The organism is Mesotoga sp. BH458_6_3_2_1 (genome assembly GCF_003664995.1).
GTDB lineage: Bacteria > Thermotogota > Thermotogae > Petrotogales > Kosmotogaceae > Mesotoga.
Map to the genome: position 1 here is coordinate 38,303 of NZ_JFHL01000004.1, position 15,244 is coordinate 53,546.

The following is a 15,244-nucleotide window of genomic DNA, read 5'->3' on the forward strand; positions in this document are numbered from 1 at the left end:
GAGATGATGATTCTCGATGTCAGGTCCGAAAGGCAAGTGCTGAAGGCTTTAATACACTACATAAATCTTAGGTGCAGGATTGACGATATAGATAGGAGGTTTCTTTCCCAGGAATCGCAGATTATCTACGACATAATTGCAAGCAAAAGAGACAAAGATCCAACTTTGATCCTGATGGAAATGTACAACAGGGTGGAACGCTTTGATGTCGATGATGTTGATCTGGTAAGCGAAAACGCAGCCAACAATCTGATCGACGACTTCAATGAAACTTTAAGGAACAAGAAATTCAGGTTTCTGCTAAACCAAATCTCTCGTGATATGGGACAAGGCAGCATGGGAGTTGAGGCTGCAACCGAAAGAATCATGTCCTTCCTTCATGAGAGCTCGTCTGGATTCAAGTACGTGGACATGAAGCAGGCAAATATGCTTCTAAAGCAGTTTCACACGGATGTCTGGGCGAACAAGAGCAAGAAGCTTCATTGGCCGTTCAGATATTTCAACACGGTTTTGAACCCTCTTAGGGGTAAGGAACTTGTGGTCATAGCGGGAGAGACAGCAACGGGAAAGACTTCCTTTATGCTGAATACTGCGGATCGCTGGGCTGCCGAGGGAAAGACTATAGGATATATCTCTCTGGAAATCGATGTAGTTGACCTTAAGAACAGAATGCACCAGAAGGATTTCGATATAAACCTCAGTGCAGAGTCGGACAAGCTGAGCGAAGAAGGACGGTTGCTACTGAACGATGCGATCGACAGGACGATGGATCAGAAAATGTATTTCTGTGACAGCGGGGTGAGATCTGTTCACGAGATCATAGCAGGCATTAAGCTGATGAATATGCTTCATCAATTCGATGTTGTCTTCATAGATTATCTCCAGCTCATGAGCTGCCCGGGAAAGCAATCGAAGGATGCAGAGATCGGCGAGATAATGGGGTCGCTGAAGGCTCTTGCCATGGATATAAAAGTCCCTATCATAGTCGCCTCGCAACTGAACAGGGAAGTCGGCAAAAACGACAAGGGGATTCCAAAGCTCTCAAATCTTCGAGAATCTGGAACGATAGAACACAGCGCCGATGTAGTAATTCTTATCTACAGACCTATTCTGTACAACAAGAGCGAGTCGTTGAACGAATATCACGCGATAGTCGGCAAACAAAGAAACGGAAAGACAGGCACTATCTACATGGACTTCAACATGACCAGACAGTTTATAGAAGGTACGGGAACATCCGTGAAATGCGAAGAAGAATGTTCACCTAGCCTTGTATAGAAACCGGTGCCCAGCACCGGTTTTTTTATCGCCCAAGCTCAGCAGGTTTTTCCGTAGACTGACTCACTTTTTGGAGGAACTTCATTTTTCTGGAGAGGGAAGTAAATAAAGAGCTTGAAAGAAAATCCCAATTGAGCCTGAGCCCTTTGGGATTCTCAACGAATCGGCGCGTTATCATTTGAAATGCGGTGGTACGTCTAGCTTTCCTTTCAATTTTGCCCTTCTTTAGCGCCTTTTGGAATTCGTGCTGTCAAAGGATAATGTCATCTCATTTCGAGCATAGGGACTTAGTATTTTGCGTTGAGATCACTTCTCCTCTTTTCACGGCAGCGGCACAGTTCTCAATGACATTTCTCTTGGTATGATTCCTTCTAGTTTGAAGTTGCTTCCTACCTTCTTCCCTATTTGGATATTGATGATAATTGTCTATCTTTTGACATGGTTGACGACTGCAATTCAGTCCTTCAAGGCAAAAGAATTCTTCTGTAGGTTCGTATCATTTTCTTCTTCCGAATTCTTCTTCGAAGTCTTCTCTAACTCATAGCTTGGCTCGTCTGTGAATCGGCTTCGAAATTCGATATAGAAGTTACGTATGCTAATATATTAGTATGCGATAATGAAGGCATTTTTTGATGAGATTGGTGTTTAACATGAAGAGGCCAATTCTTAAGAACAAACCTCTAGTCGAGGCAATATTTGAGTTGCGCTGGGCTCTGAAAACCCAGGAGTCCGGATCGATAGTCGATCCTCATTATAGGATAGTCTTGGGCAGTTTATACAGTAGAATTCGTGATGAATATCCTTTTCACGAACAGCTTCCTTCAGCTTCTATACCTGACGAAATGGCGCCTTTTGTTGTTCAGCACCGGTTCCGAAAGGAGCAAGAGTCTTGGCCATTGGTGCAGCTGGGACCCGGAATTATCACGCTGAATGCGACTGAAGACTATTCATGGGATGACTTCAGTTACAGAATTGACAGGTTGATCGAAAGTTTCTTTGAGTCTTATCCAGATCCAAACATCAACTTGAAGGTTAATATGCTTTCCCTCAGATATATTGATGCGATAGGTTTTGATTACTCTTCGGAAGACTTGTTCTGTTTCTTGCAGAAGAATCTGAAAGTGAACGCTGAGATAGACAGCAAGCTCTTTGAGAAATGCAGTGTAGACAAAAATCCTATTGCATTTGATTTTAGATATGCTTTTCCGGCAAAGGAAGAAGATAGTCAATTGAATTTCCGTGTAATGCGAGCCAAGAAGAATGGGAGAGATGTTCTGCTCTGGGATACCCAGATTGTTAGGATCTCAGATGAAGCTCTCAGTTCGGTTGTGGAAATCATGAAATGGGTTTCTGAAGCTCATTCTTTGGCGGAAGAATGGTTCTTTGGGTTGATTGAAGGTGATTTAGTCAGGAGGTTTCAGTGATGTTAGCTATTACGGTTAGAGAATACGATTCCTATGTATTGCCTAACGGGACGGCTTCGTCAGTTTTCGAGAATTCCTCTGTCTTGTCCAGGCAATTCCCAGAATCAGCAGTGTACCAGACCCTTAATCCTGCAAGGATCATCGTATCGGGGTTCAGATCATGTGGTTTTGCCGACGCCGGTACTGTGCTCGATACATTGCTTCCTGTCTGGTTCTCGGAGACAGGGACTTCAGAAATTCTTCCCAATGTGAGAGAAGCCAGGGATTCTGTACCTCTGCCAGGCCATTTGCCCCCAAAAGCAAGGTACAAGATTAGATTGACCATTAGAAACGTAAGAAAAGGTCAGCCAAGCCGACTTGATGACGACGACTTGTTATAGGTGATCTTGATGGCAGAGTATCCCTGGTATAAGACGGTTGAGAAAGACCAGCCGCCAGAGCAAGGTGATTTCGTCTACTCATGTCCAATAATAGTTCCACCAGCTACAATCGAGGAATGCAAGCAGATCGAAGCTGATGTAATTACTTATGATGTTTTGATTATGAGTCAGTCTTGCGACTTAGCAAACAAGAAGATTGATCTCGTTCTTGTCTGTCCAGTTTGGTCCTTAAAGGTAATAGAGAATTTGGTCCCTCACTTCAAAAGGAGCTCTGAGAAGGAACATCTTCGCAGGGGATATATTCATGCGTTCCATCTCCTGAACAAGAGCGAAATTGACAAGTTCACTGAGGACTTCTTGGTAGTTGATTTTAGAAACGTGTACGGTGTTCACTATGACTTTCTGATGGAGCATTTGAGAAAACAAGGAAACCGTCTTCGTTTGCTTCCTCCGTACAGGGAACACCTCGCCCAAGCCTTCGCGAGATTTTTCATGAGAGTAGGACTTCCTGCCGATATTCCTAAATTCAAGTAGGAAAAGACTTAGAATCTGGAAATCTGATTTCTTCGTTTCTTTTGGCTTTTCTGAAAGAGCTTCTTCTTCATGAAGGGCAATGAACGTAACTCGCAAAAGAACACTCCAAGTCAAGTCTGGGGCCTTTGATATACTCAACGAATCAAGCGCGCGGTGATTTGAAAACAACGTCTTTCGTACAACTTCCTAGATCATGGACTCGTCCTTTGGAGAGTACTGCTAAAGAAGCAAACGCGGCCGTTTTACGGATCGAAGACGTAGATCCTGTGCAGGTGCTCTCACAGGATGACAAAGTAAGGGATTAACTTGAGTTACTCGGGATGGCTGTGTAAGGTTAGTCGGAAAGCAGCTCATGTGGTCATTCTGACGAAGCTTCTGGTCAGAATCTAGATCGTTGGCGCGGGCCGACGCTATAGATATTTCAACAAGCGAATACACCGCAGTAAGAGAATACATTAAGCTTATTGTAGTTAATGCAACTTAATGAATAATCCGGATGTCTTTGCGAAGGAAAAGCCGCACGCAGAAGAATCGTCGGAGGCCAACTACTCGATTATTCTCCATCCAAAGATTAACTCAAGAGGATTGTTGAAACCATCTGGAAAGCTCATGGAAATCATTCGATATCGCGAGCAAAGCCTTGTTAACTGGCCCAAAATGGTGGTAATGAGTAATAATCGTTACGGATCGTTCTTACAATAATACAACTTATAAGTTATAAATAGAGGTAAGATGGAGAGAAAGATCGATGTCTTATCCGACGAGAAAATGCAGAGGGAATTTGACAAGTACGTAGAAAAGAATCCCTCCAGAAAGAAGGATCTGATAAGGAAAAGGTTTTTTGTTCACCGAACTGCTGGAGAAGGCGGGGGAGAATTATGTGAAAACGGAACTTGCAAAACCGCGAAGATCTTCCCGCCTGGAGATTTTGAGACGTACGAAGACCAGTTATTCGATATATTCTCTTCATCTTACGGAGACGAAAAGGAATGATCCAGAAAACGCAAGGATTCTTTTCTGCTTCTTCAATGATAAGAAGGTTATTGTCTATCTCGTCTTCTTTGATGAGTCCGATGAAAAGTATGAGAAGGCGATCGAGAGACTGAAGTCGAGGATTTATGAATGGACCGGGCGGGGATTTAATGTATGCAAGTTTTAGGAGGTGTAGTTACTTATGTTTTCATGGGGTGTAGGCGACGGCAATAAAAGGATGGTTACTGAAGATCCAGAGCCTCTATTCAAGAGAGATAGCGACCTGTTGTTAGAGTCGGCAGACGATGATACGAGATTTGAATTGAAATTGATTGGAGTCATGACGGATATTTCTGCAGCTCTTATCAACTATCGGGCGGATAACTCCCTTTCACAAAAGGAGCTGGCAGAAAAACTAGAGTGCAGCCAGGCAATGGTCTCGAAAATCGAAAGTGGCGACTATAACTTCACAATTAGAAAGCTTTTTGACGTTGTCAACAAACTCGGAGGTCGTGTATCTTTTCAGATTGACTTCAAAGATGGTACTTCGGTTACAGATTCTTCAGAAGAGCGAGTCTCAATATGGGAGTGCGTTGGCAATCAAAGCATCAAAGGGATGAAGAATAGTGCCTGAGCCAGTGAATGCTGAGTTTCGTTTCTTGGCGCACAGAATTTCTGATTTTTCCTTTACGCTCCATGAGGGGATCAAAAACATGTCAGTTTCGCTGGACCTGGATGATCCAGAGCTTGAATATAGGCGTGCCGATAACGGTTGCCTCCTCGGCTTGTTGTCTCTCTCAGTCAAAGTCAGGGGTCGGAGCGGCAGAAAGATTGCTTTGAAGCTCGATGCAACAATCAAGGGCAGGTTTGAAGCTCCCGAGAATATGGAAGATAAAACATTCGAAGACTTCTGCATGATTAGCGGGACCGCAACTTTGATCCCTCTTCTCAGGGCGACGATTATCTCTTTCACTTCGCAGGCTGGAATGAATCCCCCTATCAGAATACCTTTGATCAACGTACCTCAGTCACTCTCAAAGACCACTTTGTCAGAGAAAAGAGAGAAGAACAGGGAATAGTCTGATCGGAGCTCTCTTGAGATTATATTAGTCAGCTCACTTTCATCGCACATCTCGAGTGATCATAGGATATAGCCAGTGGATATTTGTATTGAAGAAAGCAGCCGCTTACGCGTGGCTTCCCGGAGAAAATCGCTCGAAATCAGCGTAGAAATCCTATGACAATTGCCGTAATTATGGGATTCGACTTCTTGCGACCGGCTTTCGACTGAGTATGACGACATTGAAAATCAAGCTCGTTGTACCGAACCGCCGCCGGGAAAGACTCTTCTTTCAGAAGGATTCCATTTTTCTCATGAGACAGTAAACAGGACTCGCAAAAGAACACTCCAAGTCAAGTCTGGGTCCTTTGATATACTCAACGAATCAAGCGCGCGGTGATTTGAAAATGCGGTGGTACGTCTGGATTCCCTTTCGATTGTGCCCTTCTTTAGCACCTTTCGGATTTCTTGGTGTCAAAAAGTAGTCTTCTCTTGGAAGGGTTTGTCTGGTAGATTTGGGAAACATCAGATTCTGAAAGAGGGAGAAGAGGCACCTCTTTTCGAGTGAAATTTGTGGTTGACATGGTTGCCATTTATTCTGCAAGTTGTTGGTTAGTCTAGTTCTGCTTATGAATTACCATATAAACTGAGACGATTCCCAATTTGACTGTTTCCCTCAAACTAAGAGATTCGCAAGGATGAAGAGAGCCCACGTTCTCTTCTAAGAACGATCACTGTTGTCGTGCAAGTTTAACGGCTTGACAAGACTACCGATCTACCAATCACATCAGATTAGTGTATTTTGTTCTGAATGTTAAGTGATGTAAAATAACAGACATGCCGTAATTAAATTCAGGAGGATAGCAATGAGGAGCAGGGAGAAAGCTTACGAGATCCTTAGCATTAGGGATTTTGGGAAACCAGCGAAAAAATATTAAGGTCCTGATGTTTGATCATACGACATCCAGAGATCAACAGAAAAGGATTCCTGCAACCATATGGCAAGATACGGCCAGGACGTGGAAGAATTCACTTCAGTGTTCTTTTTGCCAGGGATTGATGCACAGTCAGTTGCGTATGCCTTCGGGAGGTGTATGAATGCGAAGGGGTGTTATTTGACTTCTCCGCTCTGAGGTTTGATGAGACATTGGCAGTCAAAGGCGCAAACCACTACTAGCCAATAGTGCAGTATATGCTGTTTCTTGTTGCCTGGGAAACTTCATGAATGAGAAAGCGGAAGAATAATGAGCATAAACGTGCATACTTTAACCTAATCGACCGTGATTGTAATTCTCTCGAATCACTATTACATAAGTTATAGGTTATAAATGAGGTGTGCAATGAGAATCATAAGATCAGAAAGCTTCAATTCCTGTTTTCTAGATTTTCTGGACAAGCATAATAACAGGGTGGCTCCTGTTATGGACAAGCTTGGTTTCTTCGAAGAGGTACTTGAAAGGGATGGGCCTATAGGAGTCAGAAAGTCCGGTCTACTGGAAAAGTTGCATGGTACGAACATTAACAGCATTACCCTGATTAGAAAAGGATTGAATGTTCGTTGTTTGTGTTTTTTTCCCAGCAATGGTATTGAAGAGGTCTGTGTTTTGCTTATGGTGTTCATTGAGAAGAGCTCAGCAGATTATGATAAGGCAGTCAGGCAAGCTGAAATTCTGGCGGATAAATGGTTGAGCGATAATAAAGGATTCAAAGTTCGAAAGGGGTGAAACAATGGCCAATAAGAGGAGTTCATCTTTTGGTGAGTTTCTTGACCAGATTGCAAAGACCTACAATGTTGAAGATTCTCTCGCTATAGGTAGGATTAAGGGTCAAGTTGCTAGTCAGTTAATGAGCTACAGAAAAGAAAGAGGTCTTTCGCAGAAACAGTTGGGTGAGCTGTTAGGTTTTAAGCAGCCATACGTATCAAATATTGAACGTGGAGAAGAGAATCTTAGCTTAGAAACTCTTGTCAAGATCTCTGCCTGTCTTGAAGGAAGACTGAATGTAGATCTTGGAATAACTGACAGAAAAACTAAGATAACAAAAGAGGTAATAAAATACGTTCCAATATATATTCCCGTAATTTCGGTGCAGAATAATGAAAGCTCTTTTTGCTGGAAACCGAGTGAGGCGGCATGATAAATGAATAGAGTGGAACAAGCTATACTTCAGATGAAAAGATATCTGATAAAGGAGTTTTGCTTCTCCTACACTCCAGTGCAAAATGAGATCGTGATATCTATTGAACTCGGTAGAGAGACAAAAATCATCGAAGAAGACGGTAAGAAGAACTGTCTTCTTGAGCTCACTCTAACAGCATTTGGTAGAGCCGATGAGACAGATTATCTTACGATAAAGGCAAGCATGGAGGGTGTCTTCGAATGCCAAGAAACCCTCGAAGAAAAGGCATTAGAAAAAATGGTTGCTGAGAGCGGTACTTCAATACTGCTACCAGTACTACGCGCAGCTATTCTATCATTTACAGGGCAGGCAGGACTTACACCTCCAATTGTTATTCCGCTTATGAATCCACGTTTTTCTTCGGAAGCAGAAAAACAGTAAAGAGTCTATATACGCTTCCTCAGCTTTTCATAGAACCTCTCGATTATCCAATCATACAGCTGGCGGAAATTTATGTTGAAGAAAGCAGCTGCTTATGCAAGAGTTCCCAGAAAAAGCCGCGTGAAATCAGCGACAAAAACCCATGATAATTGCCGCAGTTACGGGGTTCGACTTCTTGCGCCCTTCTTTCGCCAGAATAAATCGACATTCAAAATCAAACACCGGCGCCAGGAAAGACTCTTTTTTAGTAGAAACTTCATTTTACGAGTGAGGCAATGAATGGGACTAGCAGAAGAAAACCCTGATCCGCGTATGGGATCATTGAGATATTTGACGGATCATGAACGTTTAATTCGAAAATGCGGTGGTATGTCTGGATTCCCTTTCAATTTTGCCCTTCTTCAGCGCCTTTTGGAATTCGTGCTGTCAAAGTCGATTGTATTCATTATAAGAACAAGAGCCCTTTCGGGCCCTCGACTAGATTGAGTAGGGGTTTTATCTCTTACAGTTGTGCTGCTTTTCCAAATCCTCTGCCGAGTCCCGGTCCCTTTTCGCCAGAGGCGCCGTGCCTGTAGCCTGTTCCGTCCTGGGCATTCTTCAGTTCTCTTACACCGTCATTGGGGCAGTTGTCATTTATTCCGTCGCCGTCTGCATCTACGAAGTTCTCACAGGTTGTAGGATCCTGACTTCTCTGCATTGCCTTCGTTCCGTAACCTACTGCCAATGTCATTCCACCGATCAGAACCGCTGTACGCTGAAAGATCAGTTGCAACTTAGAACTGTTTCTTTGCTCTTTCCGGCCACCAACCTGCTAACCCCAACCCCGGGCCTTCAAAAGCCCAGATCCCGGATCAAGTCCGGGATGACAATGTCAGACGATTATGCGATTCTTTTGTAGGGGCGAACGGCTGTTCGCCCGAAAGAGGTCTTGGTTGGAATCTCTGCCATTTACGCGATACACGAGGATGACAGCCCTAGATTATTCAGAAAACACCACATCTGTCATTCTGACGAAGCTCTTGGTCAGAATCTCGATCTTCTCGTGAGCTCAGCGAACGTCTCAAAATGATCTTTCTCGTCTCATCTCGAACTTATCGATCAACGTAGAACTGTTCTTCCAAGCAATCAGCGTATTCTAACAAGCGGATCTTCTAGCCGCAAGCGGTTTTCCTCGCTGAAGCGGGGGTTAAAGTGCAGCACTCAAAAATGAAGAATCTCCCTTTCGGGAGACTCTAACCTGTTTCGGAGCAAATGGAACGGTTTTAGAAAGTGGCAGCCCCACGGGGAATCGAACCCCGACCTTCGGACTGAGAATCCGGTGGACTAGCCGTTATCCTATGGGGCCGAACAGAAATAATATTATCATGGTCTCCGGCTTTTGTAAACACCCCTGCTTAAGAGATATAATCATTTTGAGGAGGTGTTTCGGTGTTTATCAGACGGTGGTTTTCTCTGGACGCTAAGGCGAACGTTGTTATATGTCACGGGATTGGAGAGCACAGCGGGAGATACGACGGCTTTGCTTCTTATCTTAATAGAAGGGGCTTCGGTGTTTTTGCTGGAGACTTTGCCGGTCACGGCATGCAGGCAGGAACGAGAGGCTTCATTAAGTCTTTCGACGATTTTACTTCCGCTGTCAAGGAGCTTGCAGACGGTGTGAAGAAGGTTCAGTCCGATCTTCCGGTCTTTCTTTTCGGCCACAGCATGGGTGGGCTTATCGCAGCAAGGGTCGTTGAGGAGTATCCGAACACGTTCAAAGCGGTCGCTCTCAGCGCGCCGCATCTGTTTTCTGCAAAGGATTCTGTAAAGAAGCTGCTCCCTTTGATATCCGTTATCAGAAGGATCGCGCCCAAGGCCACTTTCAGCAGTTCATCCCGATTCACTCCTTCAGATCTTTCTCACAATGAAAGGGCTGTTCAGCGATATATCGAAGATCCGTATGTCCACGACCGGGTGTCGCCGAATCTCTTTTTCGGTCTTGAAGAGAGCATCGAGATGGCGATGGCGAATGCGGGAAAGATTAAGGTCCCTGTCTTTATCGTCTACGGTTCGGCAGACAGGGTCGTCGACCCTGTCGGTGCTCAGGAGCTTTACGAGAAGATAGAAACCGAAAAGAAAATACTCGAGATTCTGGGCGGAAAGCACGAAATGTTTGCCGACGAAGAGAGGAAGTCACAGTTCTTCGGGGCGATCTCGACGTTCTTCTCAGAGCATATCTGAGTGGATCTCAAGCCAGCGCCTTGAGACTTTTTCATCATGTCTGATCTGTTCTATCAGTTTGTCTAGGGACTCGAATTTAAGCTCCGGCCTAATGAATTCGAGGACTTCCAGCTCGAGCTTTCTCTCGTATAGGTTTCCGGAATAGTTGAAGAAGTAGACTTCGTATTTGACTTCCTCCGATGTATTTACAGTCGGTCTGAACCCCACATTCAGCAGGCCAAAGTAATCTCTTGAATCTATCAGGGATCTGACAATGTAAACTCCCGATTTTGGCGTTACGAGTCTTTCATCGCCCCTGTAAATGTTTGCGGTCGGGAAGCCGATTTTCGAACCCAGCTGTTTGTCTTTGTAAACGATTCCCCTTATGGTGTAATTCTTCCCGAGGAGAGAGTTGGCCAGGGTGATATCGCCTTTGGCGAGAGCCTCTCTTATCCAGCTAGAGCTTATTCTTCTGTTGTCGTGCATCGCATCGGGGACTATCTCCACCCTGAAATCTCTCTCTTCTGAGAGCTTCTTCAGGAGGCTCACATTTCCTTTTGCGCCGTTTCCGAAGGTGAAATCGCTACCGATGACAACGACTCTCACACCCTGCTTTATCAGGTTTGAAATGTAGTCTTCAGGCTCGAGATACCTTATCTCCGACATGTTGGCAGTCATTACTTTCTCGATGCCAGACGACAGAATCAACTCCAGGCGGTGCGTGACCGGGTAGATAATTCCGGGAAAATTCGGGAAGTAGTATCCCCAGGGATAAACAATCGAAATCGCGACACTCTGCAAACCGAGATCTTCGGCAAGATCCACAGTCCTTTGCATGATTGCCCTGTGACCGAGATGAACGCCATCGAAGTTGCCTATACAAGCTGCATACATATCAGACACCGAGAACCTTCACGAGTTTTGCCACTCTCTCGACAGAGCCTCTCGTCAGGAGGGTCTTCACGAATGAGGAGGTGCGTTCGGATCTCGCTATTGCGATAAGTCGCTCGTCGCTTCCAACAATGCGTATTATTTCGTCTTTGGCAAACTTGCCCAGAATACCTGCAACTCCGCCGGCGTAGATCTGTCGGCCAAGTAGAACGTTGATGCTCTCGGAATCGCTGAGGAGCAAGCCGGGAAGAAAGTCAACCGCTTCCTCCAGCGGAATGATTGAGATCTGGGAGACATCGTCGATCTGAAAAGCGCTGTCGACTGAAAACCTTCCTTGCGAGACCCGCCGTAGGTTTGTGGTGGTCGCTCCACAGCCTAGCTTATAGCCTATGTCCATTGCCAGCGACCTTATGTAGGTACCCTTTGAGACTTTCGCAGTAAAGGTAATCCTTTCTCTCGAATAGCTTATATCTGTCATTGAATAGACTCTTACCGCCCTTGGCGGAAGGTTGATGATCTTCCCCTCCCGCGCAAGCTTGTATAGTCTTTCTCCGTTGTACTTCTTGGCGGAGTATGCGGGAGGCACCTGGAGATACTCCCCTTCAAAGGACTTCAAGACAGAAACTATCTCATCCTCGGAAAAGGCAGGAACTTCTCTCTCTTCAACTGTCTTTCCCGTATTGTCAAATGTGTCCGTTATTCGTCCCAGTTCAAGCTCAGCCTTGTATGTCTTGTCCATGTCGAGAAAGTACTCAAGCACTCTCGTCCCCTTCTTCACACCAGCTATGAGAAGCCCGCTAGCAAAGGGGTCGAGTGTTCCCGCATGGCCTATCTTCTTTGTATTCAGTTTTCTTCGAAGAAGGTTGACAACATCGTGAGAAGTCACACCGACTGGCTTGTCAACAAGTACGATTCCGTCATTCATTTTCCGTGTTGTTCTTCTCCTTTTCGATCTGTTCGAGCAGTTTGGCCACCCTCAAACTTGCCTCAATTCCCGTGTCTTCCTTAAAACGAATCTCGGGGGCCTTGAAAAGCCGGATGTTCTTTGCAATGGCAGTTCTAAAGAACCCCTTGTCTTCGTTCAGTTTCTCAACGAGCTTCTTCTTCTTGTCATCGGGGCCCATAAGACTGACGTACACGGTTGCGAACCGTTTGTCTTTGGTTAACTCGACCCTGACAATGGAAGCCATGCCCAGTGATTCTTTTTCGCTGGTGTAAGATGATAGAGCTACCGTGAGAACCTTCAATATCTCAGACTCCAACATCTCTTTCCTGTAACTGCTTGCCATAGCTCTCACCTCCTGGATAATTATAACCTACAAAGCGAAGATGGGAAGATGCCGGGTGAAAATGAATGCAACGGCGCTTCGGCTTGAGGCCTGCTCGGGTCCACTGTCAACGGTTCTCCGTCCTCCGCGACGAGAGCGACCATATTATAAGAGATTCGATGCAAGGCTGGCTTCGCCAGGAGGCGAGGCCGACTTCGTCGGGAAGTGATTTCCTTATAGAACATTGGACGCAATGCCGGCATAGATCGTGCCGGGACGCAATGCATTGAGGAGCATCAGTGGACGCAAGGCTGGGCAAGAACTGCCCAGGTCGCAATGCCCGCTTCGCGGGATGATAACCTTACTCCCTTGAGGTCATCCTGGCACGCTTCTGGCCAGGATCTAGATCCAAAGAACCGCTGTACGCTGAAAGATCAGTTGCAACTTGGAACTGTTTCTTTGCTCTTTCCGGCCACCAACCTGCAACCCCCGACCCCCGGCTTTTTTTAAGACCAGATCCCGTATAAGAGCGCTACGGGATGACAATGTCAGACGATTATGCGATTCTTTTGTAGGGGCGAACGGCTGTTCGCCCGAAAGAGGTCTTGGTTGGAATCTCTGCCCTTCACGCGAAAAATGGGACCATAGGGAAGTGATGCGCCGAAAAACATCGGCGGAAGTGATGCTGCTTCGCAGGAAGTGATGCCCGGAAAATCATCCGGGGAAGTGATGCTCGCTTGCGCGAGGAAGAAAGAAATATTAGACGCGATGCCGCTGTGGTAGGGAGCTATTAGAAAGCCAGTCTGCTTTCGCAGGCCAGTCTCTGCCCTTGGCAGAGACCAGTCGCACTTCGTGCGGCCAGTTCCGCTTCGCGGGAAAAGAGCAGCTGCAAATCTACAGAAACACTGCCACCTGTCGCGGACGATTGAGCAAAGGGGTTTCAAAGAAAACACTCCCCACCGCAAGCGGTCCCCCCCGCTCAAGCGGGGATTTAGGATCTATTCTATGAGCTCTAGTATCTCTTTAATATTTCGCTCAGCGTTATCTTGTCTCATGATATGTATTTGACCTCGCATAAGACCCGATCTTCATAGTCTTTTCTTAATGCATTGCGAGTCACCAGATCAACCCGTTTTTCAAGCAATGATGCGAGATTGTTCTTAAGCCTTATGAACTCGAAGAGATCGGGAGTCTGTTCGAAGTCGACAAGAATGTCGACGTCACTGCTTTCAGTGTACGAGTTTCTCGCGTAGGAACCAAAGACTCCTATGGTTTTCACCTTGTACTCCTCTTTCAGCTCAACCAGCTTCCCGGAGAGCTTTGAAAGAATATCTTCCAGGGTATTCATACTATTCCTCCATGATTAGCACTGTTCTAAGCTAATTATAGCATCGAGGTACGTAAGGGCGCTTCGCGGGCAAAGAGCAGATGAACGCCGCTAAAAAACCACGTTATCCGTCAACGGTCCTCCGTTCTCCGAGAAGAGCAAAACGAAAGAGATGAAATTCTGTATAGGAGCCCCAAACAAGACCATTTTTGGTCAGGCTTCTCATAACAGACTTCACGGGATGATAACCTTACTCCCTTGAGGTCATCCTGGCACGCTTCTGGCCAGGATCTAAATCTTTGAAACAGTTGCAAGTTGTTGGAATTGAAAAACCAGATCCCGTATAAGAGCGCTACGGGATGACAATGTCAGACGATTATGTGATTCTTTTGTAGGGGCGAACGGCTGTTCGCCCGAAAGAGGTCTTGGTTTGAATCTCTGCCATTTACGCGAAAAATGGGGCAGACCATAGGAGAAGTCGCAATGCGCCGAGATTCATCGGTGGACGCAAGGCTGGGCAAGAACATTTCAAGAAGTGAGGCACGGAGAAACGTCCGGGGAAGTGATGCTCGCTCGCGCGAGGAAGAAAGAAATATTAGACGCAATGCCGCATGCGGCAAGAAGCTATTAGAAAGCCAGTCTCTGCCCTTGGCAGAGGCCAGTCGCACTTCGTGCGGCCAGTTCCGCTTCGCGGGGAAAAAGAAGATCCGCTTGGCCACAAGACGCTGCACGCTGATCGCTGGGAAGAGCCTTCTTCCAGATAGTGAATCCCTCCGTCCTTTGAGAAGAGCAGCTGCAAAATGAAAGACGCATTGCTGGCTGTCAGGCACGAGTGAGTGGAGCGGGTTCAAAGAGCACACACCCCACCGCAAGCGGTCCCCCCGCTCGAACGGGGATTTAGAAGCCGGACTTCGAAAAGAACATGGCGGGACGCAAAGCTGGCGAAGAACGCGCCAGTCGCGTAAAAACTAAAATCCCTTACAAGAGTAAGACGTGATGACAGTCATTTATGTCATCCTCGCACATCTGCCAGGATCTAGATCCTTGGATCGCTTTCAAGACTAGATCCCGATCAGTTGCATATCGGGATGACGGTCTTTTTCTACTTCGGGTCATCCTGGCACGCTTCTGGCCAGGATCTTGATCCAAAGAACCGCTGTGCGCTGGGAAGATTAAGAATCCGTTGGCTTTTGGCGGGTTGCTGTCTTCTGGGAAGAGAGTGAGAACGTGAAGAACGTTTCTTCGTTGGTCCAGGATTACGTCATGCTGAAATTATTTCAGAATCCAGTTCTTGCATTGTGATTTTGGTTCCCATTCTTGCAACTGGTGAGTAGCCCAGGGGGATTTCACCC

At 45.9% G+C, this 15,244-nt stretch carries 16 protein-coding genes and 1 tRNA gene; 11 read left to right on the top strand and 6 right to left on the bottom strand.

Annotated features, from left to right (window positions below):
* Positions 1-3 precede the first annotated feature (3 nt).
* From Y697_RS03875 to Y697_RS03920, 10 genes are all read left to right on the top strand, one after another.
* Positions 4-1,278 carry a DnaB-like helicase C-terminal domain-containing protein gene (locus tag Y697_RS03875; RefSeq protein ID WP_121550392.1) on the top strand — a complete coding sequence of 425 codons (1,275 nt, stop codon included), beginning with the start codon at positions 4-6 and terminating at the stop codon, positions 1,276-1,278.
* A gap of 632 nt (positions 1,279-1,910) precedes the next feature.
* Positions 1,911-2,702, top strand: a complete 792-nt coding sequence (locus Y697_RS03880) for a TIGR04255 family protein (RefSeq protein WP_121550393.1) — start codon at positions 1,911-1,913, stop codon at positions 2,700-2,702.
* A complete protein-coding gene (locus Y697_RS03885) occupies positions 2,702-3,082 on the top strand; it encodes a hypothetical protein (RefSeq protein ID WP_121550394.1) in 381 nt (126 codons plus the stop codon). The genes Y697_RS03880 and Y697_RS03885 overlap by 1 nt, the downstream gene beginning before the upstream one ends.
* 9 nt (positions 3,083-3,091) lie before the next feature.
* Positions 3,092-3,616: a hypothetical protein gene (locus Y697_RS03890; RefSeq protein WP_121550395.1), complete on the top strand. Its 525-nt coding sequence runs from the start codon at positions 3,092-3,094 to the stop codon at positions 3,614-3,616.
* A 732-nt stretch (positions 3,617-4,348) separates the two neighbouring features.
* Entirely contained in the window at positions 4,349-4,609 is a 261-nt protein-coding gene (locus tag Y697_RS03895) for a hypothetical protein (RefSeq protein ID WP_121550396.1), read from the top strand.
* 181 nt (positions 4,610-4,790) lie between these two features.
* The gene (locus tag Y697_RS03900; protein ID WP_121550397.1) at positions 4,791-5,222 is read left to right on the top strand and encodes a helix-turn-helix transcriptional regulator; all 432 of its coding nucleotides are present in this window, start codon (positions 4,791-4,793) and stop codon (positions 5,220-5,222) included.
* Positions 5,223-5,301: 79 nt separating this feature from the next.
* Entirely contained in the window at positions 5,302-5,667 is a 366-nt protein-coding gene (locus Y697_RS03905) for a protein-export chaperone SecB (RefSeq protein ID WP_147433183.1), read from the top strand.
* Between the two features lie 1,321 nt (positions 5,668-6,988).
* Positions 6,989-7,372, top strand: a complete 384-nt coding sequence (locus Y697_RS03910; protein ID WP_121550399.1) for a hypothetical protein — start codon at positions 6,989-6,991, stop codon at positions 7,370-7,372.
* A 4-nt stretch (positions 7,373-7,376) separates the two neighbouring features.
* Complete coding sequence (locus Y697_RS03915) at positions 7,377-7,784, top strand: helix-turn-helix domain-containing protein (protein ID WP_121550400.1); 408 nt, start codon at positions 7,377-7,379, stop codon at positions 7,782-7,784.
* A 3-nt stretch (positions 7,785-7,787) separates the two neighbouring features.
* The gene (locus tag Y697_RS03920; protein WP_014731704.1) at positions 7,788-8,207 is read left to right on the top strand and encodes a protein-export chaperone SecB; all 420 of its coding nucleotides are present in this window, start codon (positions 7,788-7,790) and stop codon (positions 8,205-8,207) included.
* A 502-nt stretch (positions 8,208-8,709) separates the two neighbouring features.
* Here the strand turns inward: Y697_RS03920 and Y697_RS03925 are convergent.
* Positions 8,710-8,937, bottom strand: a complete 228-nt coding sequence (locus tag Y697_RS03925; RefSeq protein ID WP_121550409.1) for a hypothetical protein — start codon at positions 8,935-8,937, stop codon at positions 8,710-8,712.
* Positions 8,938-9,477: 540 nt separating this feature from the next.
* A tRNA-Glu gene (locus Y697_RS03930) sits at positions 9,478-9,552 on the bottom strand.
* Positions 9,553-9,635: 83 nt separating this feature from the next.
* Here Y697_RS03930 and Y697_RS03935 point away from each other — a divergent pair.
* Positions 9,636-10,427, top strand: coding sequence for an alpha/beta hydrolase (locus tag Y697_RS03935; RefSeq protein WP_121550401.1), 792 nt, complete (start codon positions 9,636-9,638; stop codon positions 10,425-10,427).
* Here Y697_RS03935 and ribF read toward each other — a convergent pair.
* From ribF to Y697_RS03960, 4 genes are all read right to left on the bottom strand, one after another.
* The gene (gene ribF / locus Y697_RS03940; protein WP_259462301.1) at positions 10,413-11,300 is read right to left on the bottom strand and encodes a riboflavin biosynthesis protein RibF; all 888 of its coding nucleotides are present in this window, start codon (positions 11,298-11,300) and stop codon (positions 10,413-10,415) included. The two genes, Y697_RS03935 and ribF, sit on opposite strands and share 15 nt — an antisense overlap.
* A 1-nt stretch (position 11,301) precedes the next feature.
* Positions 11,302-12,222, bottom strand: a complete 921-nt coding sequence (gene truB / locus Y697_RS03945; protein WP_121550403.1) for a tRNA pseudouridine(55) synthase TruB — start codon at positions 12,220-12,222, stop codon at positions 11,302-11,304.
* Complete coding sequence (rbfA, locus tag Y697_RS03950) at positions 12,215-12,586, bottom strand: 30S ribosome-binding factor RbfA (protein ID WP_121550404.1); 372 nt, start codon at positions 12,584-12,586, stop codon at positions 12,215-12,217. The genes truB and rbfA overlap by 8 nt, the downstream gene beginning before the upstream one ends.
* A gap of 1,030 nt (positions 12,587-13,616) precedes the next feature.
* Entirely contained in the window at positions 13,617-13,913 is a 297-nt protein-coding gene (locus Y697_RS03960) for a nucleotidyltransferase family protein (RefSeq protein WP_121550406.1), read from the bottom strand.
* Positions 13,914-15,244: the final 1,331 nt, after the last annotated feature.